A 25,323-nucleotide genomic window follows, 5' to 3' on the forward strand; every position below is an offset into this window, starting at 1 on the left:
TTAAGAAGTCTTTTGCAACACTTTAGATTTTTGAAAAAACACCGCGAAAAGCTCCGTTAGCACCTTTTTGAAAATTAATATTCAATATTCAATGTAAAAGAATAGAGGAAAATGAGCAACAATTTGAGAATTGAGCATTGAACATTTTTCCTTGTCTGCGGAATTTGGGCTTGTAATTAGAAGGTGTTTCGTCATTGGTCATTGGTCAATTGCAGGGACATGGTGCTCCGTGTTCCTACGTTTTTTTAATCTGTACAATCGGGAGCATTCCCGTTTTTTTGTAACCGTTAATGATGGGGTCAGGACGAAACAACCCTGTCAGGGTTAACACTACTGCAACGTTTCATTAAAACATAGCGGAAGTTACAAAAAATCAGGAATGCACCCGTACAATCGCTGTAATCTGAGGGATCAATAGAGTTCTTCCTTATGGATGCAAGTACATCGCCAAAGCTTTCCAGCTTCATGCCGCACTCCAGTCATCGTGAAACATAACGACAGAAATCAGCGGTGGACTATTAGCCGTCCGCTGGATTTGATTGTTATACGGTTTTTTTTAATTTAAGTATTTTAGCTTGTGATGATTCCAATATTGAATCGCGAAGAAAAGAACTTGCCTCTAATATTTCTATGCCAATTAATTCTCCGCTTTCATTCAGCTCAGCCGTAATATTCGGGCTTAACTCAATGCTATCTGCTTCTTTTTCCTCAGAGATAATTATATGCAGAATATCTTCATCTTTAAAATATGCCATCTTTGTTTTATCCATATATGAATCTCCCAGTTTTAAGTCGGAAATTAATTTGTTGACGCGTAGTAGCATGAATTGAGATAGGTGTTATTTCACACCCCTGTTTCTCATATGGAATTATAACCAGTCTATCATCATGTTTACCTACTGCAATTAAACGTTGGGTTGCAGTATCGAAGTATATTTCTCCCGAATACCGCAATATATTTTCAACCTTAAGTAGTTCAAATCCTCTTAATTCGGCTCTATATTTCATATAGTCAGTCCATACGATCTTTGACTCTTCAGGGGTTCTCACATCCCCTCCAATGTTTTATATTTAATTACACTCTTATCTAAATTAAATTTTCAAGAAGCCAGTGGCCTTATTGGACACCAATGATTTAATTATACCGCATAACGACAAAGCCCACCTGCCGCTATGGAGCGCAGCGGAATCGCGGTCAGGTGCAGCGGTTTGTTAGACACCAAATCCTCATGTTTCAAATTCACCCCGAGGCAGCCCTGATTGACGGATGATGGATTGAAGCGTTCCAATTCTGACTTCATCAAGGTCTGGGACAGTAACCGTTATTGTGCCTTGGGGAAGTTTTTTTGCATGACGATGTGGCTACCACGGCGACGCACTTCTATGAAACCATGTGCTGCCAAAATCGAGCATACATCTTTGCCAGACAAAACTCGGAGTTTACCCAACTGCCACCTCAACCTGCGTTACGAAAACATCATCGTGAAGTCGATGTTTTATCTCTTCAGCGGATGCTGTCTCAAAAAACAGTTCTAATGCTTCCCGAAGGTTGTCCCGTGCTTGTTCAATACTATCACCTTGGCTTGCAATATCTAACTCCGGACACAGTGATACATGTCCATCACATTCACGTTCAATAATTGCTGTAAATTTCATTGAGAACCTCCTATCTCTCTAAAATTACTCATCATATAAGGGGTGTGTTTATTATTCTAAAACCAGACGCTTTTGACTATAACCCCGAGCCGTACATAAGCGAGGCCATGAACCACTTATCGTCCGTCAAGTTTGCAAGAACAGCTTTCACTTCATCGCGAGTCATAACCACTGGCAAGCGTGTTGGTTTGCGGGTACATATGACCTTGCCGAGATCGCCGATTTCGCGGCCGATCACATGGCGATATTGGTATCTTTATACTTTTTTGTTGCGGCTTATTTTCGAGTCATTGGCTATCATTCACTGTTTGAAAATATCAAGTTTCTTTTAAATGGAGAGAGGATAGGAAATTGCGTTTCCCTGGAAAAGAAAGGATGGTAACACAAAAATAAAGAAGAATGCAAATTTTTTCCCGTATTTTACGTTTTACGAACCAGTCATCATGCCGCTTTAGCGGCACCCAGAAACGATGAAAATGTGTCTGGGGCATGCGTATATTGTAAACCGACCGGAAGACCGACATGAAGGACTGTGAGTGGATTGCGCAACTGCTTCAGCATGGGTTGTTGAACTCCAGTTTTGTGCCGCCAACTCCTTTTCTTTCCATTTTTTAGCATATTGTTGCAAAATAATAAATATTTACTTTTAAAATCATTACACCTTTGCTAAATTACTCTCTAAACCGGAGGAGGGTTATGTGAAAAAAACAATTATCATTATTTCTATTATTGTTATTACCGCGTTGTTAATTGAGCTATACGTTTATTATAAACATCATTAGGCAAATGAAAGGAGTTGCATAACGTGTCTGAAGAAAGAAGGGTTTCTCCAAGATTTGGGACTAACTTTCCTGTCACATTGTGTGTGGATGGCAATACTTTTCCCGCGAATAGCATAAATTTGAGTGAACGGGGGGGGGTGTTGCGAGACCACAGAATATTTGCCCTCTTTTACGCCGGTTAAAATAACATTTGATCTGCCTGTTAAGAACGAAACTGTTGAGGGCTTTGGAATAATTGTGCGCGTTAGAAATGGAATGTATGCCGGGGCGAAGGAAAAAACATATCTGGCCAGTATACATTTTTATAACATTGGCGCCGATGAAAGATAAAAAATAGCAACGTATCTTTCTGAAGCCGGCAATATTAATGTGGGATAGAATTGCACCGGCAAGCACCTATTTTGAAAAAATGATTACAAACTATCCGGAGATGATATTAACATGGAAGACGGCTTAAAAAGGAGAAGTATACAATTGACAATTAATTTTGAATCTGTACAAAACTCGCCCATAAACATCGATAACGCCAGAAAAGCATTACTGCAAGCACTTATAGAAAGATCGTTTAAGTATGATGAAAGGCCTGTTTTCAAGCTTACATCCGGAAAGACAAGCAATTATTATATTAATTGTAAGGCGACAACCCTTAATCCATCCTCAATGTTGCTTATTGGCAGTCTTTTTTATGAAAAAATCAGGCATCTTGACGTAGATGCCATAGGCGGCCTAACCCATGGCGCAGATCCTATAGCATTTGCAACCGCCATGGTAAGCGCTATGTCAGAAGCCAGAGGTCAGAGGTCAGAGGTCGGAGATCAATGGTCAGACCTCAGAGTAAAACCAGTTCAGGCATTTGTTATCAGGAAGGAAGCCAAATCACACGGGCTTATGAAGGTTATTGAGGGCAATGTGTCGGAAGGCGATAAGGTGGTGATTGTGGACGATGTGGTTACCACAGGGGGTTCTACTATTCAGGCCATAGACAGGGCAAGGGAACACAAACTTGAAATTGTTAAGGTAATTGCGCTTGTAGACAGGCAGGAAGGCGGCAGGGAGAATATAGAAAAGAAAATGGTTATATTTGAGTCCCTCTTTACGCGGGATGAATTGATTGACGCTTATAAAAACAAACCGTAACCCTATCTCTCCCCAGCATAAGCCGGCATCCTCTCATTATAAATATAGTCAGACAAATAAGGTTTTCGAAAAATTGACACACCCCCCGGCCCCTCTTTTTAGAGGGGAGATGATGGGTGGTAAAAAGGTTACACATTAAATCTGAAATGAACGATATCGCCGTCTTTCATGACGTAGTCTTTGCCTTCCAGCCGCAAAAGCCCTTTTTCTTTTATCTTTTGTTCAGAACCCAGGGTGATAAGATCGTTATAATTATAAATTTCCGCACGGATAAAACCCCGCTCGAAATCCGAGTGGATTACCCCTGCCGCCTGAGGCGCTTTTGTGCCTTGAAGGATAGTCCATGCCCTTATTTCCTTTGGCCCGGCGGTAAAATAGGTAATAAATCCCAGTAATTGGTATGTTTCCCGGATAAGCTTTTCGAGTCCCGATTCCTGCAGCCCCATTTCTTCGTAATACGTCTTCCTTTCAGAGGGTTCCATTTGCGCAATTTCTGATTCGATATCTCCGGAAATGACGACAAACCCGGAGTTTTCTTTTTTTGAAAACCCGGCAATGGCGTCGATGTATTTTTTGTCCTGTTCTATGTCAAAGATATTTGCCACATATAATACGGGTTTCGACGTGATTAAATGCAGGTCTGCAATGTCGGCTTTTTCCTCATCGGTCAAACACAATAACCGTACCGGTACGCCATTGTTCAGGGCGTTTTTAACCTTTTTCAGAACATCAATAGTTGCCAGGTTTTTTTTGTCCCCGGTCTTTGCTAATTTTTCACTCCTGTTTAATCTTTTATCTACCGTTTCAATATCCGCCAGGATCAGTTCTGTATTAATAATGTCGATATCCCTTTCCGGGTGAACACTACCTTCCACATGGATGGTATCGCTTTTTTCAAAACAGCGCACTACATGCAATAGGGCATTTACGTTTTTGATGTGTCCCAGAAACTGATTCCCCAGTCCCTCGCCCTTGCTTGCCCCTTTTACCAGTCCTGCAATGTCAACGAATTCAACTATTGTAGGGACAATTTTTTCCGTTGATATTATTTCCGCTATTTTATCCATACGTATATCCGGCACCGATACCACACCCACATTGGGGTCGATTGTGCAGAAAGGATAATTTGCAGATGCTGCCTTGGCAGATGTTAGCGCATTAAAGATGGTAGATTTCCCAACGTTTGGCAAACCTACGATACCACAGTTTAAACCCATTTTTTATCCCCATTTTTAAATGTAGAGACGCATTGCATGCGTCTCTCTGTTTTTGTCAACATTTTATTCACGCGCAGCAGTTTCCAGACGCATGCAATGCGTCTCTACAAGAATATTGAAATTCCTGAACGTTGTATTTATTAAAAACATACAATTTGTAAAAATACATACTACCTGTAATTTATCTTTTTCGCAAATTTGGATAACTATATGGACTTTACGGGGTTTTCTCAATAAAAAATTTGAAAATTATCGTAACGCTTTAGTTTTTTGAAAAATTCCAATAATAGCGATGTTTGCCGCACAGTGTAGGGACGAAGCATTTGCCCGTTTTGGGTATGAACGCATGTATGACAATTTGCGGCAAATGCTTCGCCCCCTACTTTTTCAAAAAACTAAAATGTTACAAATTATCAATAGGATAGTTATTTACCGCAGAAAGGACGGCTCTTATATTATATTGACAAGAAAATATGCGTGCGTTAAACTTTAGTACGAATAAAAAAAACGATTATTATGCTTTATATCTCCTCCTAATACCTGCGTTAAAACTGTTGTCGGCTAACCCGTGACGGTATAATATGTTCATTAAACACCTTTCCGATTTTTATAAAAGATACCTGTTTGCCCTCCTTATTATTGTTTCTGTAGCAATCCATGGCCTTTTTTTTTTCTTTTCTCCTCAGGGAAATCAGTTATTAAGCATCAGATCGCTCAGAGATAGTTTTGTGCGTGAACCGGATGAATTCACAATTACATTTGACCTGGAAAGTAAGGACGATAAAAAAGAACTCACGGCTTCTGAAGTATCGAAGGAAAAAAGCCTATTAGAAAAGGAGAAGAAGGATAAGACGTTTACGGATACTTCCCAAAACAAAGAAGAAGAGGAACCCTCCGCCGAAACAGACAGGATTGGTGAAAAAGGGGCTTCCGCAAAAGGCAAAAACCCGGATGACACAAGTGTGCTTAACAACGAACCATACGCAGGCGGACAGTCAAAGGTTCCTTTGCTGGGAAAAGGCGAACAGGGCATTTCCATTGAAGACCAGCGGCAAAACCAGGCGCAGAAAACGGTTGAAAAGCCTGGCAGTAAGGAAGAGAGAGTTGCAGAAAACAATGCTGCCAGGGAATCTCGGCAGACAGAAAAAAATCCAGCTCCTCAGAAAGAACAAATTGACTCCATAGGTATGCAGCAGGAAAGGGTTGACGTAAAAGAATACAAAAGAGTGCCCTCCGCGGGAAAGGCAGATGAAACCGATAAAACCACTACCCTGACGGATACCGATGGAAAAGAACTGCAGAAACAAACGTTAGCGGCAGAAGCCGGCGTTAGGCAGGAAAGATTCCCCGAGAAAATTTCCCGCCAGGAGGGGATACATGTTCTGGAAGAAACAAGGAATATTAAAAATGCGTCAAAGGTGGAAAAAGGCGAGTTGTTACCAGAGCCGCAAGAATTGCAAGGCATAAGGAAAAGTGAAATAACGAAAGAAACTGGAAAAGAGAGAAAAGACCATGTAACTACACCGCCAGCAGGAACATACGGTGTTACACAGCAAAATAAAAGAGAAACCACCGGGGAAAGCCAGAAGGTTGTAGCTGAAAAGGAGCAGCCCAAGGCCTCCTTTAATGTTGCTGCCAAGGATGAAGGCTCCGGCAATGATCCGGTGTTGTTTGAAGATACGCTGTCTAATGCAGAAATTCCAGGGGCGCCGTCTTTTAACGTTAAACAACACAAGTATGCAGCATATTTTAAACATATCCGGCAGAGAATATCATTGTATTGGTTTCTGGGATATGGCACACGGGCAGAGATTAACCTGGTGACGAACAAAGACAAGCCGATTATTATTGAATTCAAAGTGTTGCCAAATGGTGCTATTGAAGGGGTAAAAATTGTGGAGGATGCGGGTAATTTTCAACTTGCCTCGCGTATTGTTTCTTCTATTAAGAGTGCTTCTCCGCTGGACCCCTTTCCCTCACACATTAAGGAATCATCTATTAATGTAAAGTTTAATTTTTATTTTTTCTAATTATTCAGAAAAATACATAACAGGAGGAATAGTAATTTGGAATGGCTATTGGGAGCAGGGCCGATAATGATACCGTTATTGGTATGTTCGGTGTTTTCACTCGCAATTATTATGGAGCGGGCAATTAATTTAAGAAAGAACAAGATACTCAAACCTGAAATAATACAGACAATAGAAGCAATAAAGAGCCCGAGAGACATACCGTTTGCAATCTCAAAATGCGAGGTAATAGAAGGCCCTTTTTCGAATCTTTTGCGGCGTATTCTTTCGAATAACCACCTCTCGCGGGAAGAAAAGTTTATTGATATCCAGGCCATGGGAAGGCAGGAAACAAGGGTGCTTGAAAAGCGTCTTTGGCTTTTGGAGGTTATTACCGCAATCGCTCCCTTGCTGGGGTTGCTGGGTACCGTATTAGGGCTGGAAGATATCTTCGCCATTATCTCTGAACTGGGACTTGGACATGCGAAGGCGTTTGCCGGAGGCCTGGCGGTTGCCATACGTACAACGGTGTTTGGCCTGTGCATTGCAATTCCTTCTTTGGTTGCATATAATTATTTTGACAGGAAGGTGGATGGTTATGTCCGTGAAATAGAAGAATATTCCCTCACTATTCTCAACAAGCTTTATCCACCCGAAGTATAGAGAAAAGATATTTTTTGTTTGGAGTTACAATAAAAGGGCTTTTCAGAAAAGAATTAAAGGAAGACAATACATCGAAAACAAGCTTTAGAAAAAGGATAGATTTTATGAAGTTGCCATTAATTATCGAATCCTGGAAAAAAGGATAGTGGTATTTGGCGCGTGTGCCAGTTAATGGCAATGCCAACAAACCTGATGAATAGTAAAATCATAAACTAATTTTGTTTTGAAAAGAGGGCTGACAAATGAAATACCCGGTAGTGGTGCATAAAAGTGAATATGGCTATGATGTGCATTGTCCAATCTACCATGGCTGCCACAGCCAAGGAGATACTTTAGAAGATGCTCTGGAAAACATTAAAGATGCAATTCATACATATTTAACAATGCTTGCTGAGGAAAACAAAGGCGCTATTTATGAGGTAGAGGTAAATGCCTGATGCTATTTACTGGTAACACTTTAGTTTTTTGAAAAGAAGCTATATAAGCGGCGGAAAAGCACTGTTGATTTAAACAAATGCGACATTATTATTTCAATAATGGAATATTTCCTTTGATAATATGGATAAAGAATATTTTTTGGAATTGGAAGAAAAAACTATTGTTTATGTGCACTTTAAAACAGAAAAGGGATATGTTACAGAATTTGTCGTAAAGCTTTTGTCCGCGTTTGAAGGCGAATGGCATGAAATTCTTAGATATGATAGTGGACACGGCTGTCCACATAAAGATATTCTCAATACAGATGGAAAAGTTACAAGAAAAATCTGGTATGATTTCCTCGATAACGGACAGGCATTGACGATGGCAATAAAGGATATTAAAGACAATTTCGAATTTTACAAAGAAAGGTATCCGAAATGGCTGAAAGAATATTAAAAGAAAATGCTATTAAAAAACATCTGGAAGAAGAAGGTTTTAAGGAAATAAAGGCATCGAATAAGCGCGCTCTATGGTATGAAAAAGCATCCGAAAGCCCATCTTGTTTGAAACGAGTTCAAGAGAAAAAAGCCAAAATTTGAGTTATTTAAGGTGAGAGAAGCGACAGCGCACTCCGACGGTTAGGGCTTAAAATCTGAACAAGGGTAGAGACACATTGCAATACGTCTCTACAATTTAGTTAATAACACTCTATGCGAGCGATAGAGAAATCAACCATAGAAAACATGTGGGCTTCGGGTTACAAACCCTAACCCGTAGAAATTTGGTAATTAAACAATGAGATTCAGAGAAAAAACTCCTTCAAAATCATTTATTAATCTTACTCCATTGGTGGATATGTTGTTCATTATCCTATTATTCTTTCTGGTTACCTCAACCTTTATCGATCAGCCAAATATTCAACTGGAACTTCCCACGACAAAACACACACCAACCAGCAAAGTAGATGAACAAGTATTAAATATTTCCCGTGACGGAAGGTTATTTTTCCAGAATGAACCTGTTGAAAGAAAAGTACTTATACAGGTATTGAAGAAGGCTTTTTCTCAACAAACGGAAAAGACCCTTGTTTTGCGGGTGGACAAAAATGTTCCCTACGGACTTGTCATTGACGTAATGGATGCCGCTAAAGGGGCTGGTCTGAAGAAGATAGTCGCTCCTACTATTGTTGACCCTGAAAAACAACCATAGCAGAATTTTGTTTGCGGCTTTTATCATTCTATTATAAAATACTCGTTGTACTGGAGAGGAGAAACTATCCACCAATTAAAAAAGATTGAAGCTACTGATTTCACAGAGTATTGATATTTTTATCTGAGCAATCCATGGTTTCAGGAAGCTCTCCCCACGTTGACTTATTTATGAAGATAAATTGTAGAGAAACCGTTTAATGAACTTGTCAAACGCAGGAGTATGAACCTATGCTGAAAAAAAAATTTATAAAAAGCAAATGCGTAACGTGTAAACAATGCATGATCGAGTGTGCGGTGAGGCATTCATCGTCCCGAAACCTTTATGATGCTTTTACCGAAAATCCAAAATCGCAGTACCGCTTGCAAGTGTCTATCCGGAAAGATCATCCATATATGACGGTGTGCCAGAATTGCGCAAAACCAAAGTGTATGGCTTCTTGTGAGTATGGGGCAATTACAAAATATGAGGATGGAAATGTTGTAATTGATACCGCAAAATGTGTTGGGTGCTGGGAGTGTGTAAGTGCTTGCCCGTTTGGCGCCATTACCAAAAATACTGAACTTAAATACGCTTTTAATTGTGATGATTGTAAGGGATTCGATACGATGGCGTGTGTTGAGGCGTGTAAAACAGGGGCTCTTGTTTACGTATAGGACACAAAATAGCCTGAATTTATACGCTGCACTATTAAGATGTTTTTTTTACAAAACCCATTGCTTTTAAAACTTTTTGCTCAAGCAATAGAGTAACGTGACGGATTTTTTACAGATAAGTCCTGCTGGTTTGAGAATTTTTTCTATGCAATGCGGGTGTTTTTTTAAAATAACAAATAGGGTAGTTTGGTGTAGTGCTTACCTATGCTAAAAAAACACAGCAAATTTTTTGAATCATTGTTGTTGCTTGCCGATTGGTGTGCCTTGTCTGTTTCATGGATAACCGCGTATTATTTACGCTGTTATGCTGAAATTATCCCTGTGTATAAGGGTATACCTCCTCTCAAAAATTACATCATTTTATTAATTTTTATGATTCCCCTTTGGGGAATTGTATTTAAGACATTTGGTTTATATCGTCCCCGCCGGGTTTCTACTAAATTATCAGAGATTATAGATATTGTGAAGGCATCTACCTTTGCAACATTAATACTCATTTCCCTAACGTTTCTTTTCCGTCAGGATGAGTTTTCCAGGGTAATATTCCTCTTTTTTTGGATTATTAGCATCGTATTCCTGTGCTTTATAAGGGTAATATTCAGAAAGTTTTTGCGGTTTATACGGCACAAAGGTTTTAACCAAAGGTACGCATTGGTTGTTGGCACGGAAAAACTGGGACAAGAACTTACAGGCAAATTAAGAAAACATTTGGAACTGGGCATACAGGTAGCAGGGTTTGTGTCGGACGACGCAAGCATTATCGGCAAAAAAATCTCCGGAATAGAAGTTATAGGTAAATTTTCTGATATTCGTGATTTAATTACACGGCATAATATTGATATTGTTTTTATCACATTGCCCTTTCACTCACATTACCAATTAAAAGAGGTATTAGAGCATATTGGCGATGAAATGGTTACGATCATGGTTTTGCCAGATCTTTTTGATTTTGTGACATTACGCGGAAATGTTAGTGAATTTGAGGGCATGCCCCTTATAAGCCTGCGCGATACTCCACTTTACGGGTGGAGTGTTATTTTGAAGAGGACATTGGATGTTGTTTTTGCCATCATTGTGCTGGTCGTAGCAGCCCCAATTATGTTAACGATAGCAATAGTAATAAAACTCACCTCGGAGGGGCCTGTCTTCTATAAACAGGAAAGGATGGGGTTGGATGGAAGACTTTTTAACCTGCTTAAATTCAGGACGATGTGCATAAATGCGGAGGAACAAACCGGCCCTGTCTGGACAAAGAAAAACGATCCCCGTTGTACGAAAATCGGGAAATTCTTACGAATGGCAAGTTTAGACGAATTGCCACAATTTTTTAATGTGTTGTGGGGAGATATGAGCATTGTCGGACCGCGTCCTGAAAGGCCTGTTTTTATAAAGAATTTCAGAAATACCACACCAAAATATATGTTACGGCACAAAATGAAGGCGGGGATTACCGGGTGGGCGCAAGTTTGCGGTTTCCGCGGCAATACGTCCCTTGAAAAACGTATAAAATACGACCTATACTACATTGAACATTGGTCGATGAAATTTGATTTGAAGATTATCTGGCTTACATTATGGCGCGGCTTTATCAACAAACATGCCTATTGATTATGGAACATAGCGTTAAAAAAGCCCTGCTACTTTGTTTTCTTCTTTGTGCAATCTATGAGGGTTTCTTTTTTACGGATAAGGGAAACGTTGCTTTTCACGTATCAGCAGATGACCATATTCCTAACCATGTATGGGAAATCGAACCGGAGAAAAAAGGTATTGCAAGCATTATTCTTGACATTGCCTCGGAATCCTGCCAGGGAATAGACAAAACACATTACCTTCAACAATTAGATGAAATATGTGAAAGCATAAAAACATCTGTAGGAAAAAATAAAACGCCGGAGTATATCATCAGTACGATAAATGCTATTCTTTTTGATACATTCGGGTTTAAATATACACAAAAGGGGGATATTGAATATATATTTCTAAATAAGGTATTGGACAATAAAATTGGAAACTGTGTAGGATTATCTCTCCTGTATCTTTGCATAGCAGAGAATCTTCAATTGCCGGTATATGGAGTAAGTGTGCCGGAACATATGTTTGTGCGATATGATGACGGAAGTTATAAAATAAACATAGAGACAGGTTATAACGGACTTTCCATACCGGATCGTTATTACATAAACGTTCCAGGAAAGGCTATCTCTGAAAAAAGTATTGTGAATGGATATTATTTAAAAAACCTTACCGTGGATGAGGTGCTTGCCAGTGTTTATTTAAATCGTTCCCTTGTTCAAAAACAAAAAGGCAATTTAAAAGATGCATTACACGACGTGAACAAAGCTATGGCATTGCGCGATACCGATGCAGTTGCTTTTTGTGACAGGGGCGTACTCCACGAAAAACTTGGCAATAATGAACTGGCAATAGCAGACTATAACAGGGCGGTTGATTTGAATCCGGATTATGCGTCGACGTATTATAACCGGGGGTCATATCACGCCAAAATGGAAAATATTGATACTGCCATAATGGATTATAACAAGGCAATATCATTAGACCCCGGCTCAAAATTGGCGTATTATAACAGAGGCATCGCATTCTATTTAATTGGACAAATAGAATCAACAATACACGATTTAAGCATGGTGATAACTTTTGATCCGGCATATGCCCCTGCTTACGCAGCGAGGGGACTGGCATACGCCGAATCAAATGAACCGGAAAAGGCGTTAAACGATTTTAATAAGGCATTGGAACTTGATCCGGGCAATGTAGATATTTACATGAAAAGAAGCATCCTTCATGCCGATGCAATGCGTTACGAAGAGGCGATACAGGACATAACTACCTTTATTGAATCTGTTCCTGAAAATGCCTTTGCATATTACATAAGGGCAAAGGCGTATCGCGGAAGCGGGCGTTTCAGGGAATCTCTTGAAGATTTTAACAAAATGATAGCATTGAAACCAATGCTTGCAGGTGTTTATTATGAACGTGCACTTGTAAAAAAAATATTAGGAATGCCTTCTGAAGCCATTTCGGATCTTAATACCTCCATAGAACTCTTTCCTTACAATCCCCTTGCATATCTTCATCGTGCAAATACTCACCGCGATTTAGCATGTAAAGAAAAAGCATTAAAAGATTATGTAACCTACTTAAAGCTTAATCCCGAAGCGCCAGATGCCGATGAAGTTATGGAAAATATAAAAAATCTGAAGAGGTAAATAAAAAGCAGGATATCCTCTTTTGCCTCATGGTGGAGGGGCGAAGCATTTGCTGTAAATTGCCATAAATACATTCCTACCCAAACTGGCAAATGCTTCGCCCCTACTTTTTCAAAAAACCAAATCCAGAACTCAAGAAGTGTTCTTTTTTACAAAAAAAAGTATCTAAGTCAATTAATTACAGTGAGATAGACAAAAGTTTGAGCAAAGACATTGCCATTGCGATTCGTTCTGTTAACACCAAACATTTAATTTGGTGTCAAATCAAATTCCACCTGATCAGGAGTTCTGGAATTATTACAAGATCTTTATAAATGTGATATACATCATATTCATAAATAAATATTTTTTATATAATAGCAAATAGTGAAACAGGCAAAACACATGTTTATTGTTTATTCACGCTATTGACCATACCTTAAATTATTACTGAATAAGTAATAATACAAGCAAATTTTATAGATGTTTGGCACAAGTATTGCTACTTTATTAATTATCATCGATAATTGTTTAAAAATTAGCGATGAATAATAAGAATTGTGAAAACTATGTCTGCTATTTTGATATATTTAAAAGCTGTAAGTACATTTTCTAAATTTTCACCATGTGCATTGAAATTGTATTTTTTTTAATATTACAGAAGAAGATGGGGAATTTATATGTTATCAGAAAAGATTATTACACAGGACGTATTTGGCCCAAATATAGATTCAAAAGATTATTCTACTATGAAACACACTATAGAAAATGTGGTAAAAAGGGGGGTTGATATTGCCTGTAGTCTGTTTTTTATAATGCTTTTTTCTCCAATATTTTTCTTTGTTGCAGTTTTAATCAAAGTGGATAGTAAAGGCGCTGTTTTTTTTAAACAAAAACGCTGCGGGAAAAGTGGTAAAGAATTTTTTATGTTAAAATTCAGAACCATGGTTGATGATGCCGAGATTTTGAAAAAAAATCTTCTTAATGAAATTGAAGGGCCGGTATTTAAAATAAAAAAAGACCCAAGGATTACAAGAATCGGATTATTTCTTAGAAAATGGAGCATTGATGAATTGCCACAGTTTATTAATATTTTAAAAGGTGAAATGAGCCTGGTAGGGCCAAGGCCTTTGGCGAAAGAAGAAATGGCAGGCTACGACCTCTGGAAAAATATAAGGCTTACGGCAAAACCTGGCCTGACAGGTTTGTGGCAGATTTATGGCAGACCTACAGGGAAATTCGGTGATTGGGTAAAATATGATATAGCGTATGTACGTAGCAGATCAATATTTCTGGATATTAAAATTATCTTTTTGACCTTGTTTGCAGTATTGAGCAAAAAAGGCGCATGCTAAGCAATGCAAAGTCATTTAATTTTTAAGTCTTTGGGGGAAGGCAATTTAACCAGTAGTATCATTTTTTAATTTTCTATATCTTTCAAATGCCTTTCTTGCTTCTTCTTTCATACCTTTTTTTTCGTATAAGTTACCTAAATTGTTTAATATTTCAACGGTGTCTGGCTGTATTTCCAATACTTTTGAATATTCATAGATAGCACTATCTAACAGCTCTTTTTCTTCATAAATACGTGCCAACGCTAGATGCAAGGTTGCATGTTTTGGGTTGACTGTTATTGCTCGTTTTAAAATTATAATAGCATTTTCCGACATATTTTCCTGGTTGTATGCTATTCCCAGACATAAATACGCTCTTAAATTGTTTTTGTTGAGAGATACCGCGTTTTCCCACTGTTCTATTGCTTTTTCATATTGACCGTTATAATAGGAAATAAGTCCCAATTCAAAGTAAGTGTTTGAGTTTAAGCTGATATTCAGTTTCTCAATATTTTCTAATTTTTCTTTTATTGCAACAAGTTTTTTGAGTGTATTGGCATCTAATGTTTTATTTTGAGTTTCAGGTAGAATCAATGAAGATATGAAGGCCTTTTTCCTTTCTGCAGAAAGGGCATTTTCCAATGCCTCTTTTTCTTTTTCAATAAAACCAACTGATTTGTCAAAAATATTCGTAAGTTCAAAATTTTTGTCCTTCAGTAAGGATATTTTCTGCTCAAGCCTTGTCGTTTTCTTTTCACTTTCTTTTTTAATAGCAGTTATTTCCAATAAATGATCTTCTCTGAATTTTTGTTCTAATTCCTTCATCTGTTTTTCGTGTTCTTTTTTTGAAAAATAATCCCCTTCATAAGAAGCGAGTTTTTCTTCAGATTCCTTTATCTTTTCCTCATAAAAAGACCTGGGAATGTATTCATTTTTTATTTTTTCATCATACTCGGCAATTTTTGCTTCGAACGCATTTTCATCGATCTTTTGCCGTTTCATGCGTAAAAATTTTAACGTCTTTATTTGTTCATCCTTTTCTAAAAGCAGTTTTTCATAATAAGGTTTTTCTTTAAGAAACCAATAGCAACAAAGGGAAACAACACAAATTGCAAAGATACTTCCGATAATCAAAGAAATCTGTTTATTTGTCCTGATAAAGGATGGTTTTTCTGCGATTGATGCAGTTTTTTTAAATTTATCAAGGTATTTAGAAATATTAAAAGAGATGAATTTCATGGTTGGAAAGCGTTTTGTTTTTATTTTGTAAAAATTGCAAATCGAATATTAGCAATTAGTCCCTGTTTGTTTATCAGGGGGGTAATAAGTCAGTCCTCAATCCTCAATTTCTGTAGGCTGTAGACGCTACGGTTGGCCTTTTATTACTCAGTTAAAATCATTTTTTTTGTTTATCATGAGAACGTCAGCTTCTTCACGCGTCATAGGAACAATTTCCATTATTTTCGCAGATGTTCCATTGTTCGATTTTCTCACAGCCACTTTTGTCTGTGGAAGAAATTGTGATTTTCCGTATCTCGCTGTGATACGCGCAGAAGTGTGAATTTTTTCTTCCGTAATTTCACCGCGAAGCAACGTGATCGGACCTGGCACATCAATCAAATTTAATAGATAATCACCGGATTTAAAAAGGGCGGCTATTCTTTCATTTTCCGCTTCGTTCCTTCCTACAATGGCTTTTGTTGTATTATCTATTTTAAAATGCCTTCCTACCTTCAGAAGATTCACATCATTTACATCAGCATCGGATGTCTCTATCAAATCTCTCATGCGGTGCGCGAATTCCGGGTCAGTAAGCAAACATCCGCCGGCAGAACAAGGATAGTCTTTGATCTCAAAAACATCTGCCAGTTGTATCTGCTCTTTCCTGGAACGTCCTCTGATTTGAAGCAACTTTTCTCTGTCCACAAGCCCGAGTTTTTCGGGGATAGTCGGTTCCATATGCTTTGCGCACAATGGTCTCAATACCAGTCCGGTAAGATTTGCCTCTTTATCAATAATCCTCATAGCTTCCTTTCGCTGTGACATAGGCCTTTGCCCCAATACCTCCCCGGTGATAATAAAATCTGCGCCAATTTCGCGCATGTAGTCTCCTGCCGCATGGAAAATATTAATCCTGCAATCAATACACGGATTCATGTGTTTACCATATCCATGTTTTGGTTTTTTCACTATTTCCAAAAATCGATCTGTGGTATTAATTACCTTAATCGGTATTCCAAATTTTTCTGAAACTTTTACCGCCTCCAATTTGCAACTGCCATGTGAAGTACATCGGCAAAAAACTGTGACAAAGTTCAGCGCTATAACCTCAATACCTTGCTCCTGAATAACGCGTATCGCCAAAGTGCTATCTAAACCACCGGATAATAATGCCAAAGCCTTAGCCAACGTAATGCTCCTTAAAACAGTAAAAAAATAATCTTAACTTTCGTAACAATTTAGTTTTTTGAAAAAATAGGGGCGAAGTATTTGCCCGTTTGGGTATGAATACATTTATGACAATTTACGGCAAATGCTTCGCCCCTACACTGTGATTATTGGAATTTCTCAAAAAACTAAAGTGTTACAAATTTTCAAAGTAACGCCTATTGCGGTCTTATTGAATGGTTTCTTTTCTGATCCAGTTCAGATAATCATTTGAGCCGCGAACTATAGGTACGGCGATAATTTCAGGTATCTCGTAACTATGCAATTGGCGGATACGGTCTACAACTCTTTCAAAGAGTTCTTCCTTTGTTTTACAGATCATGAGCGCCTCATTCTCAATAGTAACCTTTCCTTGCCATTGAAATATGGATTCAATAGGATTCGTTATATTGCAGCAGGCAACTAACCTTTCATCCACTAATGTTTTACCTATTTCTCTGGCCTCATTTATTGAGCCTGCCGTTACAAATACAATTATTGTTTCCGTTATGTTAGCAGACAATTTTTTACCCTCTCAGTTCTTTTTCTATGGTGCTTTTATTGCATGTACCGCCATATTTCTTAAGGACCAATTCTATCTTTTCACTCTGTGCTTCATCTTCCGTAACGTAGACAAGCGAGCAACGGCAGCCGTTCGGGTTTTTGCAACGGTGATGCGGGGGTTTTATTGAATGATGTATTTCGTGGTTGGGTAAAAAATGTTTCCCATCAAGTTCTTTGCAAATATCACATGTTGAATCGTCCTTTGTTGCAGAATAAAACAAATAAGAAATTTCTTTAACACGATTTGTATTGAAAACATCTTTTTTTTGTTCAGTACGGCTTCTTGTACTCCCCTCCCTTTGTTTCCCCCCCTGTAGACTCTTTTTTAGCGAAAGGTACACCAGATAGATTATGGCAAAGATAATAATAAATCGCAACATTTCTGGTTTATCCGGTACCTTTTGGTTTTCTCAGCATGAATAAAAAAAGTCCTCCAACAACAAGCACCCCTTGTGTTAGTATGATACCCTTTATCCATATTGCAAAACAGTTCCAGAATAAATCGGCGCCACGAATTTGATCTATTGAGCGCGAAACGCTTACGAATGAATAAAGCGAAATTAGTGTAATAATCAGCGCCATAACAGTTATAATGAGCATTTTTAATTTTGGCTTTATGGTCATTTTTCCTCTCAAAGTTCATTTTTCTCCAAATGTAACAACTATTTCTTCAGAATTATTTTGTTTATCTGCAGATGCATTATTCTTCTTATTTTTCGCTTTCGAGATCAATTTGGCGGCAATATTGTATTCATGGAAAGCGTCATCAATCAAACCGCTTTTATCATAGGCATCTGCTAAATGATAAAGGGTTTGTATATTTTCCGGATCAATACTCAACGCTTTTTTAAACGCTGCTATCGCTTCTGAAAACATATCTTTGTTGGCATATGCCAAGCCAAGATTGAAATGTATTTTAGATGAACCAGGACTCAGTGCGATAAATTTGCTCCATGCCGATATTGCATCATCATAAAGGCCTGTTTGCATATAAACACTGCCTAGTTCTTTGTAAGCCTTGGAGAAAGCAGGATTTGAGGCAATAGCCTTGTTGTATATAAGGATTGCTTTTTCCGGCTGTCCTTTTTCTGCGTATGCCTCTCCAAGTTTGCACAGTGCATGGATGTTGTTCGGAGTGATTCGTATGATATTCTCATATTCTAAAATCGCCTCGTCATAAAGTCCGTTTTCCATGTAAATATCCGCGAGATTTAATCGGGCGATAATATTGGATGGGTCTTTTGCCAGGAGGTTTTTGTATAAATTTATGGCATCATTTACCATTCCCTTCATGGTATAGGTACAACCGAGATAGTAACAGGACATCAAATCATTAGGATACCCTACAAGGATATTTTTAAACGAAGAGAGGGCGTCGTCAAATAAACCACTCGCATACTGATTATAACCGATAATGTATCCGGGAGAAATGCCTTTAGTTTCGATTTGGAATTTTTTTTTCGTTACTTCAAGGCTTGCCTCCCTTTTGGCAATCTCTAAATTCTTTTTTGCCTCCATATCCTGCGGATTTATTTTTAGTGCCCTCTGATGTTCGGCAATTGCCTCTTCAAACAAACCCTTCTTTGTGTATGCAAAGCCCAGATTATCGTGCGCCTTTGAGTAATCAGGATTCAGCTTAATGGCAAGTTTGAATTCTTCTATTGCGCTATCGTATTCTTGTATATTGCAATAGGACACGCCAAGGTTGTTGTGCGACTCTGCAAGGTCAGGATTCAAAGCAATAGCCCTTTTAAATTGGATGATGGCTTCATGAATCATGTCCTTGTCGAAATATTTCGTCCCAAGATTGTTATAATCCATTGCCAGTTGGTATTTTCTTGCTTTACTTTGATTCACCGTCTCCCCTGTGTGACTAAAGGAACAGCCAGCACAGAACACTACGAGGCACATGAAAATCAATATTTTCTTCAATTGCAAATTCCTTAACAAACAGTAGTTACAGAATAAATTCTTTTCGGCATTTTGCAGTATTCGTTATTGTAATCTATAGATAAATACTTTCAAAGTCAATATTAAAAAACAGTGAAAGAAAGACATCTCCATGATTTCAAAGGAGGAAAAGCGGAATCTTTTTAATGGCATTTACACCTCTTCGAGCCTCTTAGTTGCTTGAGTATTTCACAAAAGTTCCATCACTGCATTTCTCAATGTATTGGTAACATAAATGGTGTATTCCCGATCAGTCCTTGAATCATCAAAGGAGAGCGGTTTGCCAAATGATATTTTCACGTTCCTGTTTTCGGGATACGACAAGAATCCGTGCTTTGGCATAAATCGGTTGCTTCCACTTATTGCCATCGGGACGACCCTTCTTTTTGATTTTAAGACAATAAGCGATATCCCTCTTTTGAATGTCCCCAGTGTGCCGTCTTCGCTTCTTGTGCCTTCCGGGAATATCACCAGTGATTTTTGTTTTGCGGTTAACTCATTAATTGCTTTTATGAGACTAGTGTATGCCTTTCTGTCCTCCTCTCTTTTAATAGGTATATGTCCGGAAACGGTCATATATGCGCCCAATACCGGCACGTGAAATATAGTCTCTTTCGAGATAAAACTAAAATTTACCGGAATGTACGCAAGCGAAAGTTTAATATCCATCATACTTTGATGGTTTGCAATAAAGATGACAGGTTCGTTTTTGGGAATATTTTCCAATCCTTCCAAAGCAACCTTCATACCAATGATCTTAAAAGAAATACGGCTGAAAACCCTTTCCATCGTGTTAAATACCTTTTCTTTATTCTTTGTGTCCATACTGAGAAGTATTGACAGAAATGTGGCAAGCATCCAGGTAAAAACAAATGTTAGCCATGAAAACAGTGTGAAAAATATCTGATAGAGTTTATACATTAGGGTTCGCATTTGATTTCCTTAAGATGATTGCAGTATCACAGGGCATTTTAGTACTTATCAGTAATTTCTTTGTATTTTTTGGCAAAATATTTAATTGTCACTTCTGTAATCGGCAATCTACCGTCGTCAGCCGGCAAATTGCAGATTGAGGATTGAGGACTGTTTTCGTGATTGTTTGGTTATGGTTATGCCAGCTCAGGTGTATTCTTATGGAGAATTGTATAACAAAAGCTACGGATATAAGCCTTGGTGTGACCAAATAAAATAGTTACTTCAGGGTAATAAATCCTTTGTTTTTGATATACACCGTGATTGTTTTGTTGGAGCTTAGGTATTCTTCAATAATTCCCATAAATTCAATGACAGAATTGACATTTTTCGTTCCGACTTTGGTAATCAAATCGCCTGGCTCTATGCCTGCATGCCCGGCAGGGCTATTATCGTCCACTTCAAGCACCAACACACCTTCTTCTTTTTCCAGTCCAAGCGATCTCGCGATTTCATACGTTACATCATTGACAATCAGCCCTATTGAAAACTTAGAGGGTTCATCTTGTTTTCTAAAAGCGGCATATGTTCTTCCGGAAAGGTCTTCGGGTTGCGGTTCAACTATGGCTGTAAGGATGTTTTCCTCCCCATTTCTTATAAGTTTAATCATGATACGGGCATCTATCTTCGCATGTCTTATAACGCGTTGCAAATCCAGTGAATTTTTTATAACATCACCATTCATTTCACATATAACGTCTCCGGGAAGGATTCCCGCCTTAAATGCAGGGGTTTCGCTCCATACTTCCATGACAAATACACCCCTGTCTTTGACTAAGCCAAAGTGTTTTACCATATCATACTTATTTTCAAAACCAAGCTTCAACGCAAATTCATCGGTAATATCCTGTGTTCCAATACCCAGGTAACCCCTCACGATTGTACCGGTATTTATTATGGTTTCGACTGTCTCTTGCGCGATGCTTGCAGACAGCGCAAAACCCACGCCTTGAAATCCGCCGGAACGGGTGGCAATTGCGGTATTCACACCAATAACTTCCCCTCTTAGATTAACCAATGGTCCTCCACTGTTACCAGGGTTAATGGCCGCATCTGTCTGGAAAAAATCTTCATAGAGAAAGGGAAGCGCAAGCGGTATTACATGTGTTCTTCCTTTGGCGCTGATAATACCCATGGAAACTGTTTGTTGAAATCCGAAAGGATTGCCGATAGCAATAACCCAATCGCCTACCTGTACCTCTTCAGGGTCCCCAAACCTTGCCGGCATAAATCCCTCACCATCGATTTTTATGACCGCCAGATCGGTATTCGGATCGATGCCAATGATGGCAATATCATGATATTGCTCCTCGTTATACGTGACCACCGTGATTTCTTCCGGCGAATAATCGCTTATAACGTGATTGTTAGTCAAAATGTAACCGCGTTCATCCACTATAATGCCGGAACCAAGTCCTTTTTTGGGAATTGCACCTGCATGCGGGTCTTGGTCAGGATTTGCCGGTTGGGCGGGATGATTATCTCTCCCATATACTTTTTTTTCCGTAATAAGGCTTACAACGGAAGGATTCACCAGTGCAGGAACCTTTCGAAATATTTCAATGATTGGTTTTGCGTGTTTTTCGAGTTCGACAAGTTCCTGCCTCAACGCCTCTGCATTAATATCCTGATTTGAGAAGACAAACCTATTGCTTGGGAAAAGGAAGAATGTTAGCAGCAAAACAAGAAAGAGTTTTTTGGTAATTTTCATTTTTGTTTTGATAGACCTTTCAGCTTTAAAATCAAATAAATACTCCCTCCAAAAAGGATTATATTGGCAAAAAAAGTACTAATAACAATTTTTTTTGCATGTTCAGGGTCGTTAATATTATGTACTTTAATAATAGCGCAATACGTAAGGAAGATGAGACTGCTATAAGAAATGCATATCCCGGTTATAAATAGGACTTTTTTTATTAAAGGGGCATGTTTTGAAATTGTTATCATATACAATCGTTAAGAAGTCGCAAAAGAAACATTCCCTTACAACTAAACAGAAACACAACTATGCGGGAACACTATAATGTATTGTCAATAATTATACTTAAATTTAAAGAAACATAAAAACAAATTTTGCATTAGTTACATTGGAACTTTTTATGAGATATAGTTGTTTTATAAAGCAACATTACTCTCCTTTTTTCAATGGCAAGCTGGTTTTTGTTTTCCTCCTTTTCTACAAAAACCAGCTTGCTGCCTTTTTGGGGGAATTTTATGTTGCAATGATAAGCACACCGAAACGCAGAAGGAAAACAAGCTGGAAATCAAGGGAGGTATTTGTTGCTATGGTGGTATTGAGTAATAGAGGAGTGTTACACGAAGCGGCAGTCTGTTTTCATTGACGAAACAGTTTAAACATATGTATCAAGAAACGAACCAACTTGCCTGCTAAAGGATGTCTTTTCTAAGGGAATGGGTTTGTAATTCTCTGCTATCTGAAGGTTTTTCCCGTCATTGTTCACCCTTTTCATTCCATCCGTTTTTTGCGCCACCACCGTATTTCCCTTTTGTATTTTCTCTAAGTTATTTGTTTTTATATTATTAAGTATTTTTTTTATGTTTTCTGCGCGAGTATTTACTTCATTGCCTTTGTATAGTGCCTGCGTTCCTGGTTTTGGCGTTGGTTTTGTTTTTGTTTGAGAAGACAATCTTTGTATTTGTTTTAGCAGTTCTGACATCGATGAGTTTACATTATTTATCATATTTTTACTTTCCCCAAAACCACCTAATAATTCCATATACAATTTCTAAAGTTGCATAGCATACGAGCTATTTTCATGCCTAAATACGATAGTTACACGTTTTCGCCATGAGAGAAATAAAATAAAGCAGGAAAAGATATTGTTTTTTTACTCGACATCTTTCTGCGAATAGATGATGTATTTCTATGTGATTTAAACAGTTATAATTAGCTATTGTCTTCTGGAAAGTATGTTTCTTTGAAAAGAATGCGGATTATTTTTAATGTGGATACGCTGTTAATAAAATTTTTTTGGAAGGGGCTTTTATAAAGCATAGGAGTTATTCACCGTTTAAAAAAAAATGATTATTGGTAATACCGTTGTGAAATTGGTCACAAAAACCAAAGAATAATTTGGGAAACGTAATTTGGAGAATTGCATTTTCCATCATTTATGCTATAATTAAAATATAAAGTATTACATATTAATTTTTAATAAAGATAAAATAAGGGGGGCGAAAGGATTCGACCGGATTGTACGATATATAGGTTGCGTATTGAGGTTGTCAGGCGGCCTCATTAAAAACCTGGCAAAACAATTAAATGCCGAAGAACCAATGGCAATGGCTGCTTAATTGACAGTCACGTTTCATCCGTTTTACCTGCGAAATTGATGAAACGAAGAATAGCAGGTTAGTTTAGACCTTTTGCACCGCGGGGTCTTAAATGAATTAGTAGTTGTGCTAGCTTTTAAAAACCTTGTCTGTTAGGGTTTTAACGGCGAAATTAAAAAACAGACTATATACGTAGAAGCCTATATTGAAACATCTAGGGACGCGGGTTCAATTCCCGCCGCCTCCACCAATTAAGTTATTGTAATTAAATATTTAATAACACTTTAGTTTTTTGAAAAATTCCAATAATCGCAGTGTAGGGGCGAAGCATTTGCCGTAAATTGTCATAAATGCGTTCAAACCCAAACAGGGCAAATGCTTCGCCCTTATTTTTTCAAAAAACTAAAGTGTTACAATATTTAATGATTTTAACCTGCCAAAAATAACATCCCCAATGTGTCCATGGAAAGCCATTAACTTCTTTTGTTAATGGCTTTTTTTGGTAATAGTTCCCCTACCCCTATTCCTTCACTAATTCCTTCTACCACACAATTTTTCCCAAGGCGCAATTACATGTTGATTACTTTGTAGAAATTGAAAGAATTATCTAATTGTGCTTTTTTCTATAATGTTTAACAAAAATTCACATGTTGAAATGCATTCGAAAACACTACTTTTATCTTCTCTCATGACTACAACGTTATGCGCAAAAGCGTTTCTTAAATACATAAAAAACCCCTGAAACATCAACTGAACACCTTGATGGGCTTCAGTTGCAATATACCACGGTGGATTCAAACAACCATTTTGCTTATTGAATGCTAAAACAGCTAATTCAGCCCCCGTTTTATGTTGCGCTTCGTTTCTTCCAGCAGCCAAACATTTCTCTTTCAATTTCGTTTCTACTAAACTAATAAGCAATTTTAAAGCAGAGTCATAGTGTTCTGCCCTTATTGAGGGATTTATCAGATGAAGAATATCAGGATTTATAATAGAAGCATCGTACCTGTTTATAATGCTTTTGCCTATAGAATCAGTGGTTTCATGAAATCTTTTCAGTTGCAATTCTTCTAGGGTAAAATCAACAAATGCACTAAACGAATATTCAGGACAGCCATACCCAATTATTTCAACACATTTTTCATTATCATCTTTATCTCCATAGGAGCTTCTTAAGATTACCTTTATTCCTAGGTGAGCATAACTAAGACCCTTAAAATGTTCCCCCTGAAAAATGATAGTATATTTTCGCAGACTTTTGTGATATTTTTGGGCAAGCTTAAGAAACTTTTTTACGGTAATTCTAAATTCCGAATCAAATATCTGCGGTTCAATTGATTTAACATATTCAAATAGAGTATTTGTACTGAATCTTATATTTACTTTATCAGCATATTTGATAAGTTCTTCTATTTTAATTTCCTTGTATTGGCATTTAAGATTATATTTAGGTAAGTGTAAAAATAACATGGTCACAAAATCAAACGGTTATGGTCATTAAAGTAAAACCGACTGTTTATACAATTGACATACTTTTATTAATCCTTAACTTATGTAGAGATATTCTGCTGCTAATATCAAAAGAACCTCTTGATCTGCCTGGTTTATGATGGATTTTTGACCTGTTCAGTGACTAACATGGCGACGAAACCATTATAAATAAGGGATAATACCTCTAATCGGCTTAAAGGTATTTGTTCGTAACTATTCAGCGTAATTTATTAAACTACCGGAGATCAGAGCGCAACTCGTTACCAAACCACAGTTTGGGAACACAATTGCACTGGAAACTTTGTTTCCAGTGCGTGTCAGACTTGACAAATT

Annotated in this window: 25 protein-coding genes and 1 other RNA gene; 13 read left to right on the top strand and 13 right to left on the bottom strand. The window is 37.9% G+C overall.

Annotation, left to right across the window (positions count from 1 at the left end; genetic code table 11):
• Nucleotides 1-542 precede the first annotated feature (542 nt).
• Together QZT26_RS05950 and QZT26_RS05955 are read right to left on the bottom strand one after the other, a co-directional pair.
• Nucleotides 543-770, bottom strand: coding sequence for a DUF2283 domain-containing protein (locus QZT26_RS05950; protein WP_099325593.1), 228 nt, complete (start codon nucleotides 768-770; stop codon nucleotides 543-545).
• A gap of 670 nt (nucleotides 771-1,440) precedes the next feature.
• Nucleotides 1,441-1,656 carry a type II toxin-antitoxin system HicB family antitoxin gene (locus QZT26_RS05955; RefSeq protein ID WP_099325592.1) on the bottom strand — a complete coding sequence of 72 codons (216 nt, stop codon included), beginning with the start codon at nucleotides 1,654-1,656 and terminating at the stop codon, nucleotides 1,441-1,443.
• Nucleotides 1,657-2,879: 1,223 nt separating this feature from the next.
• On the opposite strand from QZT26_RS05955, the gene pyrE reads away from it, so the two are divergent.
• A complete protein-coding gene (gene pyrE, locus QZT26_RS05960; RefSeq protein ID WP_164995562.1) occupies nucleotides 2,880-3,575 on the top strand; it encodes an orotate phosphoribosyltransferase in 696 nt (231 codons plus the stop codon).
• A 128-nt stretch (nucleotides 3,576-3,703) separates the two neighbouring features.
• On the opposite strand, the gene ychF is transcribed toward pyrE, so the two are convergent.
• Nucleotides 3,704-4,792 carry a redox-regulated ATPase YchF gene (ychF, locus tag QZT26_RS05965; protein ID WP_164995563.1) on the bottom strand — a complete coding sequence of 363 codons (1,089 nt, stop codon included), beginning with the start codon at nucleotides 4,790-4,792 and terminating at the stop codon, nucleotides 3,704-3,706.
• 581 nt (nucleotides 4,793-5,373) lie between these two features.
• Here ychF and QZT26_RS05970 point away from each other — a divergent pair.
• The 10 genes from QZT26_RS05970 (at nucleotide 5,374) to QZT26_RS06015 (ending at nucleotide 14,313) form a co-directional block, all read left to right on the top strand.
• Entirely contained in the window at nucleotides 5,374-6,822 is a 1,449-nt protein-coding gene (locus QZT26_RS05970) for a TonB C-terminal domain-containing protein (protein ID WP_295101202.1), read from the top strand.
• Between the two features lie 66 nt (nucleotides 6,823-6,888).
• Nucleotides 6,889-7,464, top strand: coding sequence for a MotA/TolQ/ExbB proton channel family protein (locus QZT26_RS05975; RefSeq protein ID WP_099325587.1), 576 nt, complete (start codon nucleotides 6,889-6,891; stop codon nucleotides 7,462-7,464).
• Between the two features lie 242 nt (nucleotides 7,465-7,706).
• Nucleotides 7,707-7,901 (top strand): type II toxin-antitoxin system HicB family antitoxin, encoded by a 195-nt coding sequence (locus tag QZT26_RS05980; RefSeq protein ID WP_099325586.1) that lies wholly within the window; start codon nucleotides 7,707-7,709, stop codon nucleotides 7,899-7,901.
• Nucleotides 7,902-8,022: 121 nt separating this feature from the next.
• Complete coding sequence (locus QZT26_RS05985; protein WP_164995565.1) at nucleotides 8,023-8,340, top strand: hypothetical protein; 318 nt, start codon at nucleotides 8,023-8,025, stop codon at nucleotides 8,338-8,340.
• The gene (locus tag QZT26_RS05990; protein ID WP_295101205.1) at nucleotides 8,322-8,483 is read left to right on the top strand and encodes a hypothetical protein; all 162 of its coding nucleotides are present in this window, start codon (nucleotides 8,322-8,324) and stop codon (nucleotides 8,481-8,483) included. The genes QZT26_RS05985 and QZT26_RS05990 overlap by 19 nt, the downstream gene beginning before the upstream one ends.
• Before the next feature lie 196 nt (nucleotides 8,484-8,679).
• Nucleotides 8,680-9,093 carry a biopolymer transporter ExbD gene (locus QZT26_RS05995; protein ID WP_099325584.1) on the top strand — a complete coding sequence of 138 codons (414 nt, stop codon included), beginning with the start codon at nucleotides 8,680-8,682 and terminating at the stop codon, nucleotides 9,091-9,093.
• Nucleotides 9,094-9,323: 230 nt separating this feature from the next.
• The gene (locus tag QZT26_RS06000; protein WP_099325583.1) at nucleotides 9,324-9,749 is read left to right on the top strand and encodes a 4Fe-4S dicluster domain-containing protein; all 426 of its coding nucleotides are present in this window, start codon (nucleotides 9,324-9,326) and stop codon (nucleotides 9,747-9,749) included.
• Nucleotides 9,750-9,953: 204 nt separating this feature from the next.
• Entirely contained in the window at nucleotides 9,954-11,357 is a 1,404-nt protein-coding gene (locus QZT26_RS06005) for an undecaprenyl-phosphate glucose phosphotransferase (protein WP_099325582.1), read from the top strand.
• A 2-nt stretch (nucleotides 11,358-11,359) separates the two neighbouring features.
• Nucleotides 11,360-12,979, top strand: coding sequence for a tetratricopeptide repeat protein (locus QZT26_RS06010; RefSeq protein WP_164995566.1), 1,620 nt, complete (start codon nucleotides 11,360-11,362; stop codon nucleotides 12,977-12,979).
• A 659-nt stretch (nucleotides 12,980-13,638) separates the two neighbouring features.
• Nucleotides 13,639-14,313, top strand: coding sequence for a sugar transferase (locus QZT26_RS06015; protein ID WP_295101209.1), 675 nt, complete (start codon nucleotides 13,639-13,641; stop codon nucleotides 14,311-14,313).
• Between the two features lie 45 nt (nucleotides 14,314-14,358).
• Here QZT26_RS06015 and QZT26_RS06020 read toward each other — a convergent pair whose 3' ends face one another.
• The 8 genes from QZT26_RS06020 to QZT26_RS06055 all read right to left on the bottom strand — a co-directional run bounded on the left by QZT26_RS06020 (nucleotide 14,359) and on the right by QZT26_RS06055 (nucleotide 21,916).
• Nucleotides 14,359-15,531 (bottom strand): tetratricopeptide repeat protein, encoded by a 1,173-nt coding sequence (locus tag QZT26_RS06020; protein ID WP_099325579.1) that lies wholly within the window; start codon nucleotides 15,529-15,531, stop codon nucleotides 14,359-14,361.
• Nucleotides 15,532-15,678: 147 nt separating this feature from the next.
• Nucleotides 15,679-16,701, bottom strand: a complete 1,023-nt coding sequence (locus QZT26_RS06025) for a hypothetical protein (protein WP_295101210.1) — start codon at nucleotides 16,699-16,701, stop codon at nucleotides 15,679-15,681.
• 208 nt (nucleotides 16,702-16,909) lie between these two features.
• The gene (cutA, locus tag QZT26_RS06030) at nucleotides 16,910-17,242 is read right to left on the bottom strand and encodes a divalent-cation tolerance protein CutA (RefSeq protein WP_205713336.1); all 333 of its coding nucleotides are present in this window, start codon (nucleotides 17,240-17,242) and stop codon (nucleotides 16,910-16,912) included.
• 4 nt (nucleotides 17,243-17,246) lie between these two features.
• Nucleotides 17,247-17,663 carry a phage minor head protein gene (locus QZT26_RS06035; RefSeq protein WP_164995567.1) on the bottom strand — a complete coding sequence of 139 codons (417 nt, stop codon included), beginning with the start codon at nucleotides 17,661-17,663 and terminating at the stop codon, nucleotides 17,247-17,249.
• Between the two features lie 7 nt (nucleotides 17,664-17,670).
• Nucleotides 17,671-17,907, bottom strand: a complete 237-nt coding sequence (locus QZT26_RS06040) for a hypothetical protein (protein WP_164995568.1) — start codon at nucleotides 17,905-17,907, stop codon at nucleotides 17,671-17,673.
• A gap of 15 nt (nucleotides 17,908-17,922) precedes the next feature.
• Nucleotides 17,923-19,140, bottom strand: coding sequence for a tetratricopeptide repeat protein (locus QZT26_RS06045; RefSeq protein WP_164995569.1), 1,218 nt, complete (start codon nucleotides 19,138-19,140; stop codon nucleotides 17,923-17,925).
• 282 nt (nucleotides 19,141-19,422) lie between these two features.
• Nucleotides 19,423-20,166, bottom strand: a complete 744-nt coding sequence (locus QZT26_RS06050) for a lysophospholipid acyltransferase family protein (RefSeq protein ID WP_295101214.1) — start codon at nucleotides 20,164-20,166, stop codon at nucleotides 19,423-19,425.
• Nucleotides 20,167-20,425: 259 nt separating this feature from the next.
• Nucleotides 20,426-21,916 (bottom strand): trypsin-like peptidase domain-containing protein, encoded by a 1,491-nt coding sequence (locus QZT26_RS06055; protein ID WP_295101216.1) that lies wholly within the window; start codon nucleotides 21,914-21,916, stop codon nucleotides 20,426-20,428.
• Nucleotides 21,917-22,304: 388 nt separating this feature from the next.
• Between QZT26_RS06055 and QZT26_RS06060 the strand changes: the two genes are divergently transcribed.
• Nucleotides 22,305-22,547 (top strand): hypothetical protein, encoded by a 243-nt coding sequence (locus tag QZT26_RS06060; protein ID WP_295101217.1) that lies wholly within the window; start codon nucleotides 22,305-22,307, stop codon nucleotides 22,545-22,547.
• 9 nt (nucleotides 22,548-22,556) lie between these two features.
• Here the strand turns inward: QZT26_RS06060 and QZT26_RS06065 are convergent, their stop codons facing one another.
• The gene (locus QZT26_RS06065) at nucleotides 22,557-22,907 is read right to left on the bottom strand and encodes a hypothetical protein (protein WP_164995572.1); all 351 of its coding nucleotides are present in this window, start codon (nucleotides 22,905-22,907) and stop codon (nucleotides 22,557-22,559) included.
• 489 nt (nucleotides 22,908-23,396) lie between these two features.
• On the opposite strand from QZT26_RS06065, the gene ssrA reads away from it, so the two are divergent.
• Nucleotides 23,397-23,749: a transfer-messenger RNA gene (gene ssrA, locus QZT26_RS06070) on the top strand.
• A 353-nt stretch (nucleotides 23,750-24,102) separates the two neighbouring features.
• Here ssrA and QZT26_RS06075 read toward each other — a convergent pair.
• Entirely contained in the window at nucleotides 24,103-24,969 is an 867-nt protein-coding gene (locus QZT26_RS06075) for a TIGR02391 family protein (RefSeq protein ID WP_295101219.1), read from the bottom strand.
• Nucleotides 24,970-25,323 lie beyond the last annotated feature (354 nt).

Origin of the sequence: uncultured Candidatus Kuenenia sp. (genome assembly GCF_900696675.1) — a bacterium.
GTDB classification, from domain to species: Bacteria; Planctomycetota; Brocadiia; order Brocadiales; family Brocadiaceae; genus Kuenenia; species Kuenenia stuttgartiensis_A.

Excerpts from the sequence above, each read along its gene's own strand:
- QZT26_RS06040 (WP_164995568.1), bottom strand. The coding sequence starts at position 17,907 with ATGACCATAAAGCCAAAATTAAAAATGCTCATTATAACTGTTATGGCG.
- QZT26_RS05980 (WP_099325586.1), top strand. The coding sequence starts at position 7,707 with ATGAAATACCCGGTAGTGGTGCATAAAAGTGAATATGGCTATGATGTG.
- QZT26_RS06075 (WP_295101219.1), bottom strand. The coding sequence starts at position 24,969 with ATGTTATTTTTACACTTACCTAAATATAATCTTAAATGCCAATACAAG.
- QZT26_RS05955 (WP_099325592.1), bottom strand. The coding sequence starts at position 1,656 with ATGAAATTTACAGCAATTATTGAACGTGAATGTGATGGACATGTATCA.
- ychF (WP_164995563.1), bottom strand. The coding sequence starts at position 4,792 with ATGGGTTTAAACTGTGGTATCGTAGGTTTGCCAAACGTTGGGAAATCT.
- QZT26_RS05975 (WP_099325587.1), top strand. The coding sequence starts at position 6,889 with ATGATACCGTTATTGGTATGTTCGGTGTTTTCACTCGCAATTATTATG.
- QZT26_RS06060 (WP_295101217.1), top strand. The coding sequence starts at position 22,305 with ATGAGATATAGTTGTTTTATAAAGCAACATTACTCTCCTTTTTTCAAT.
- QZT26_RS06055 (WP_295101216.1), bottom strand. The coding sequence starts at position 21,916 with ATGAAAATTACCAAAAAACTCTTTCTTGTTTTGCTGCTAACATTCTTC.
- QZT26_RS06015 (WP_295101209.1), top strand. The coding sequence starts at position 13,639 with ATGTTATCAGAAAAGATTATTACACAGGACGTATTTGGCCCAAATATA.
- QZT26_RS06035 (WP_164995567.1), bottom strand. The coding sequence starts at position 17,663 with ATGTTGCGATTTATTATTATCTTTGCCATAATCTATCTGGTGTACCTT.
- QZT26_RS06050 (WP_295101214.1), bottom strand. The coding sequence starts at position 20,166 with ATGCGAACCCTAATGTATAAACTCTATCAGATATTTTTCACACTGTTT.
- pyrE (WP_164995562.1), top strand. The coding sequence starts at position 2,880 with ATGGAAGACGGCTTAAAAAGGAGAAGTATACAATTGACAATTAATTTT.
- QZT26_RS06010 (WP_164995566.1), top strand. The coding sequence starts at position 11,360 with ATGGAACATAGCGTTAAAAAAGCCCTGCTACTTTGTTTTCTTCTTTGT.
- QZT26_RS05995 (WP_099325584.1), top strand. The coding sequence starts at position 8,680 with ATGAGATTCAGAGAAAAAACTCCTTCAAAATCATTTATTAATCTTACT.
- QZT26_RS05950 (WP_099325593.1), bottom strand. The coding sequence starts at position 770 with ATGGATAAAACAAAGATGGCATATTTTAAAGATGAAGATATTCTGCAT.
- QZT26_RS06065 (WP_164995572.1), bottom strand. The coding sequence starts at position 22,907 with ATGATAAATAATGTAAACTCATCGATGTCAGAACTGCTAAAACAAATA.
- QZT26_RS06005 (WP_099325582.1), top strand. The coding sequence starts at position 9,954 with ATGCTAAAAAAACACAGCAAATTTTTTGAATCATTGTTGTTGCTTGCC.
- QZT26_RS06000 (WP_099325583.1), top strand. The coding sequence starts at position 9,324 with ATGCTGAAAAAAAAATTTATAAAAAGCAAATGCGTAACGTGTAAACAA.
- QZT26_RS06020 (WP_099325579.1), bottom strand. The coding sequence starts at position 15,531 with ATGAAATTCATCTCTTTTAATATTTCTAAATACCTTGATAAATTTAAA.
- QZT26_RS05985 (WP_164995565.1), top strand. The coding sequence starts at position 8,023 with ATGGATAAAGAATATTTTTTGGAATTGGAAGAAAAAACTATTGTTTAT.
- QZT26_RS05970 (WP_295101202.1), top strand. The coding sequence starts at position 5,374 with ATGTTCATTAAACACCTTTCCGATTTTTATAAAAGATACCTGTTTGCC.
- QZT26_RS05990 (WP_295101205.1), top strand. The coding sequence starts at position 8,322 with ATGGCTGAAAGAATATTAAAAGAAAATGCTATTAAAAAACATCTGGAA.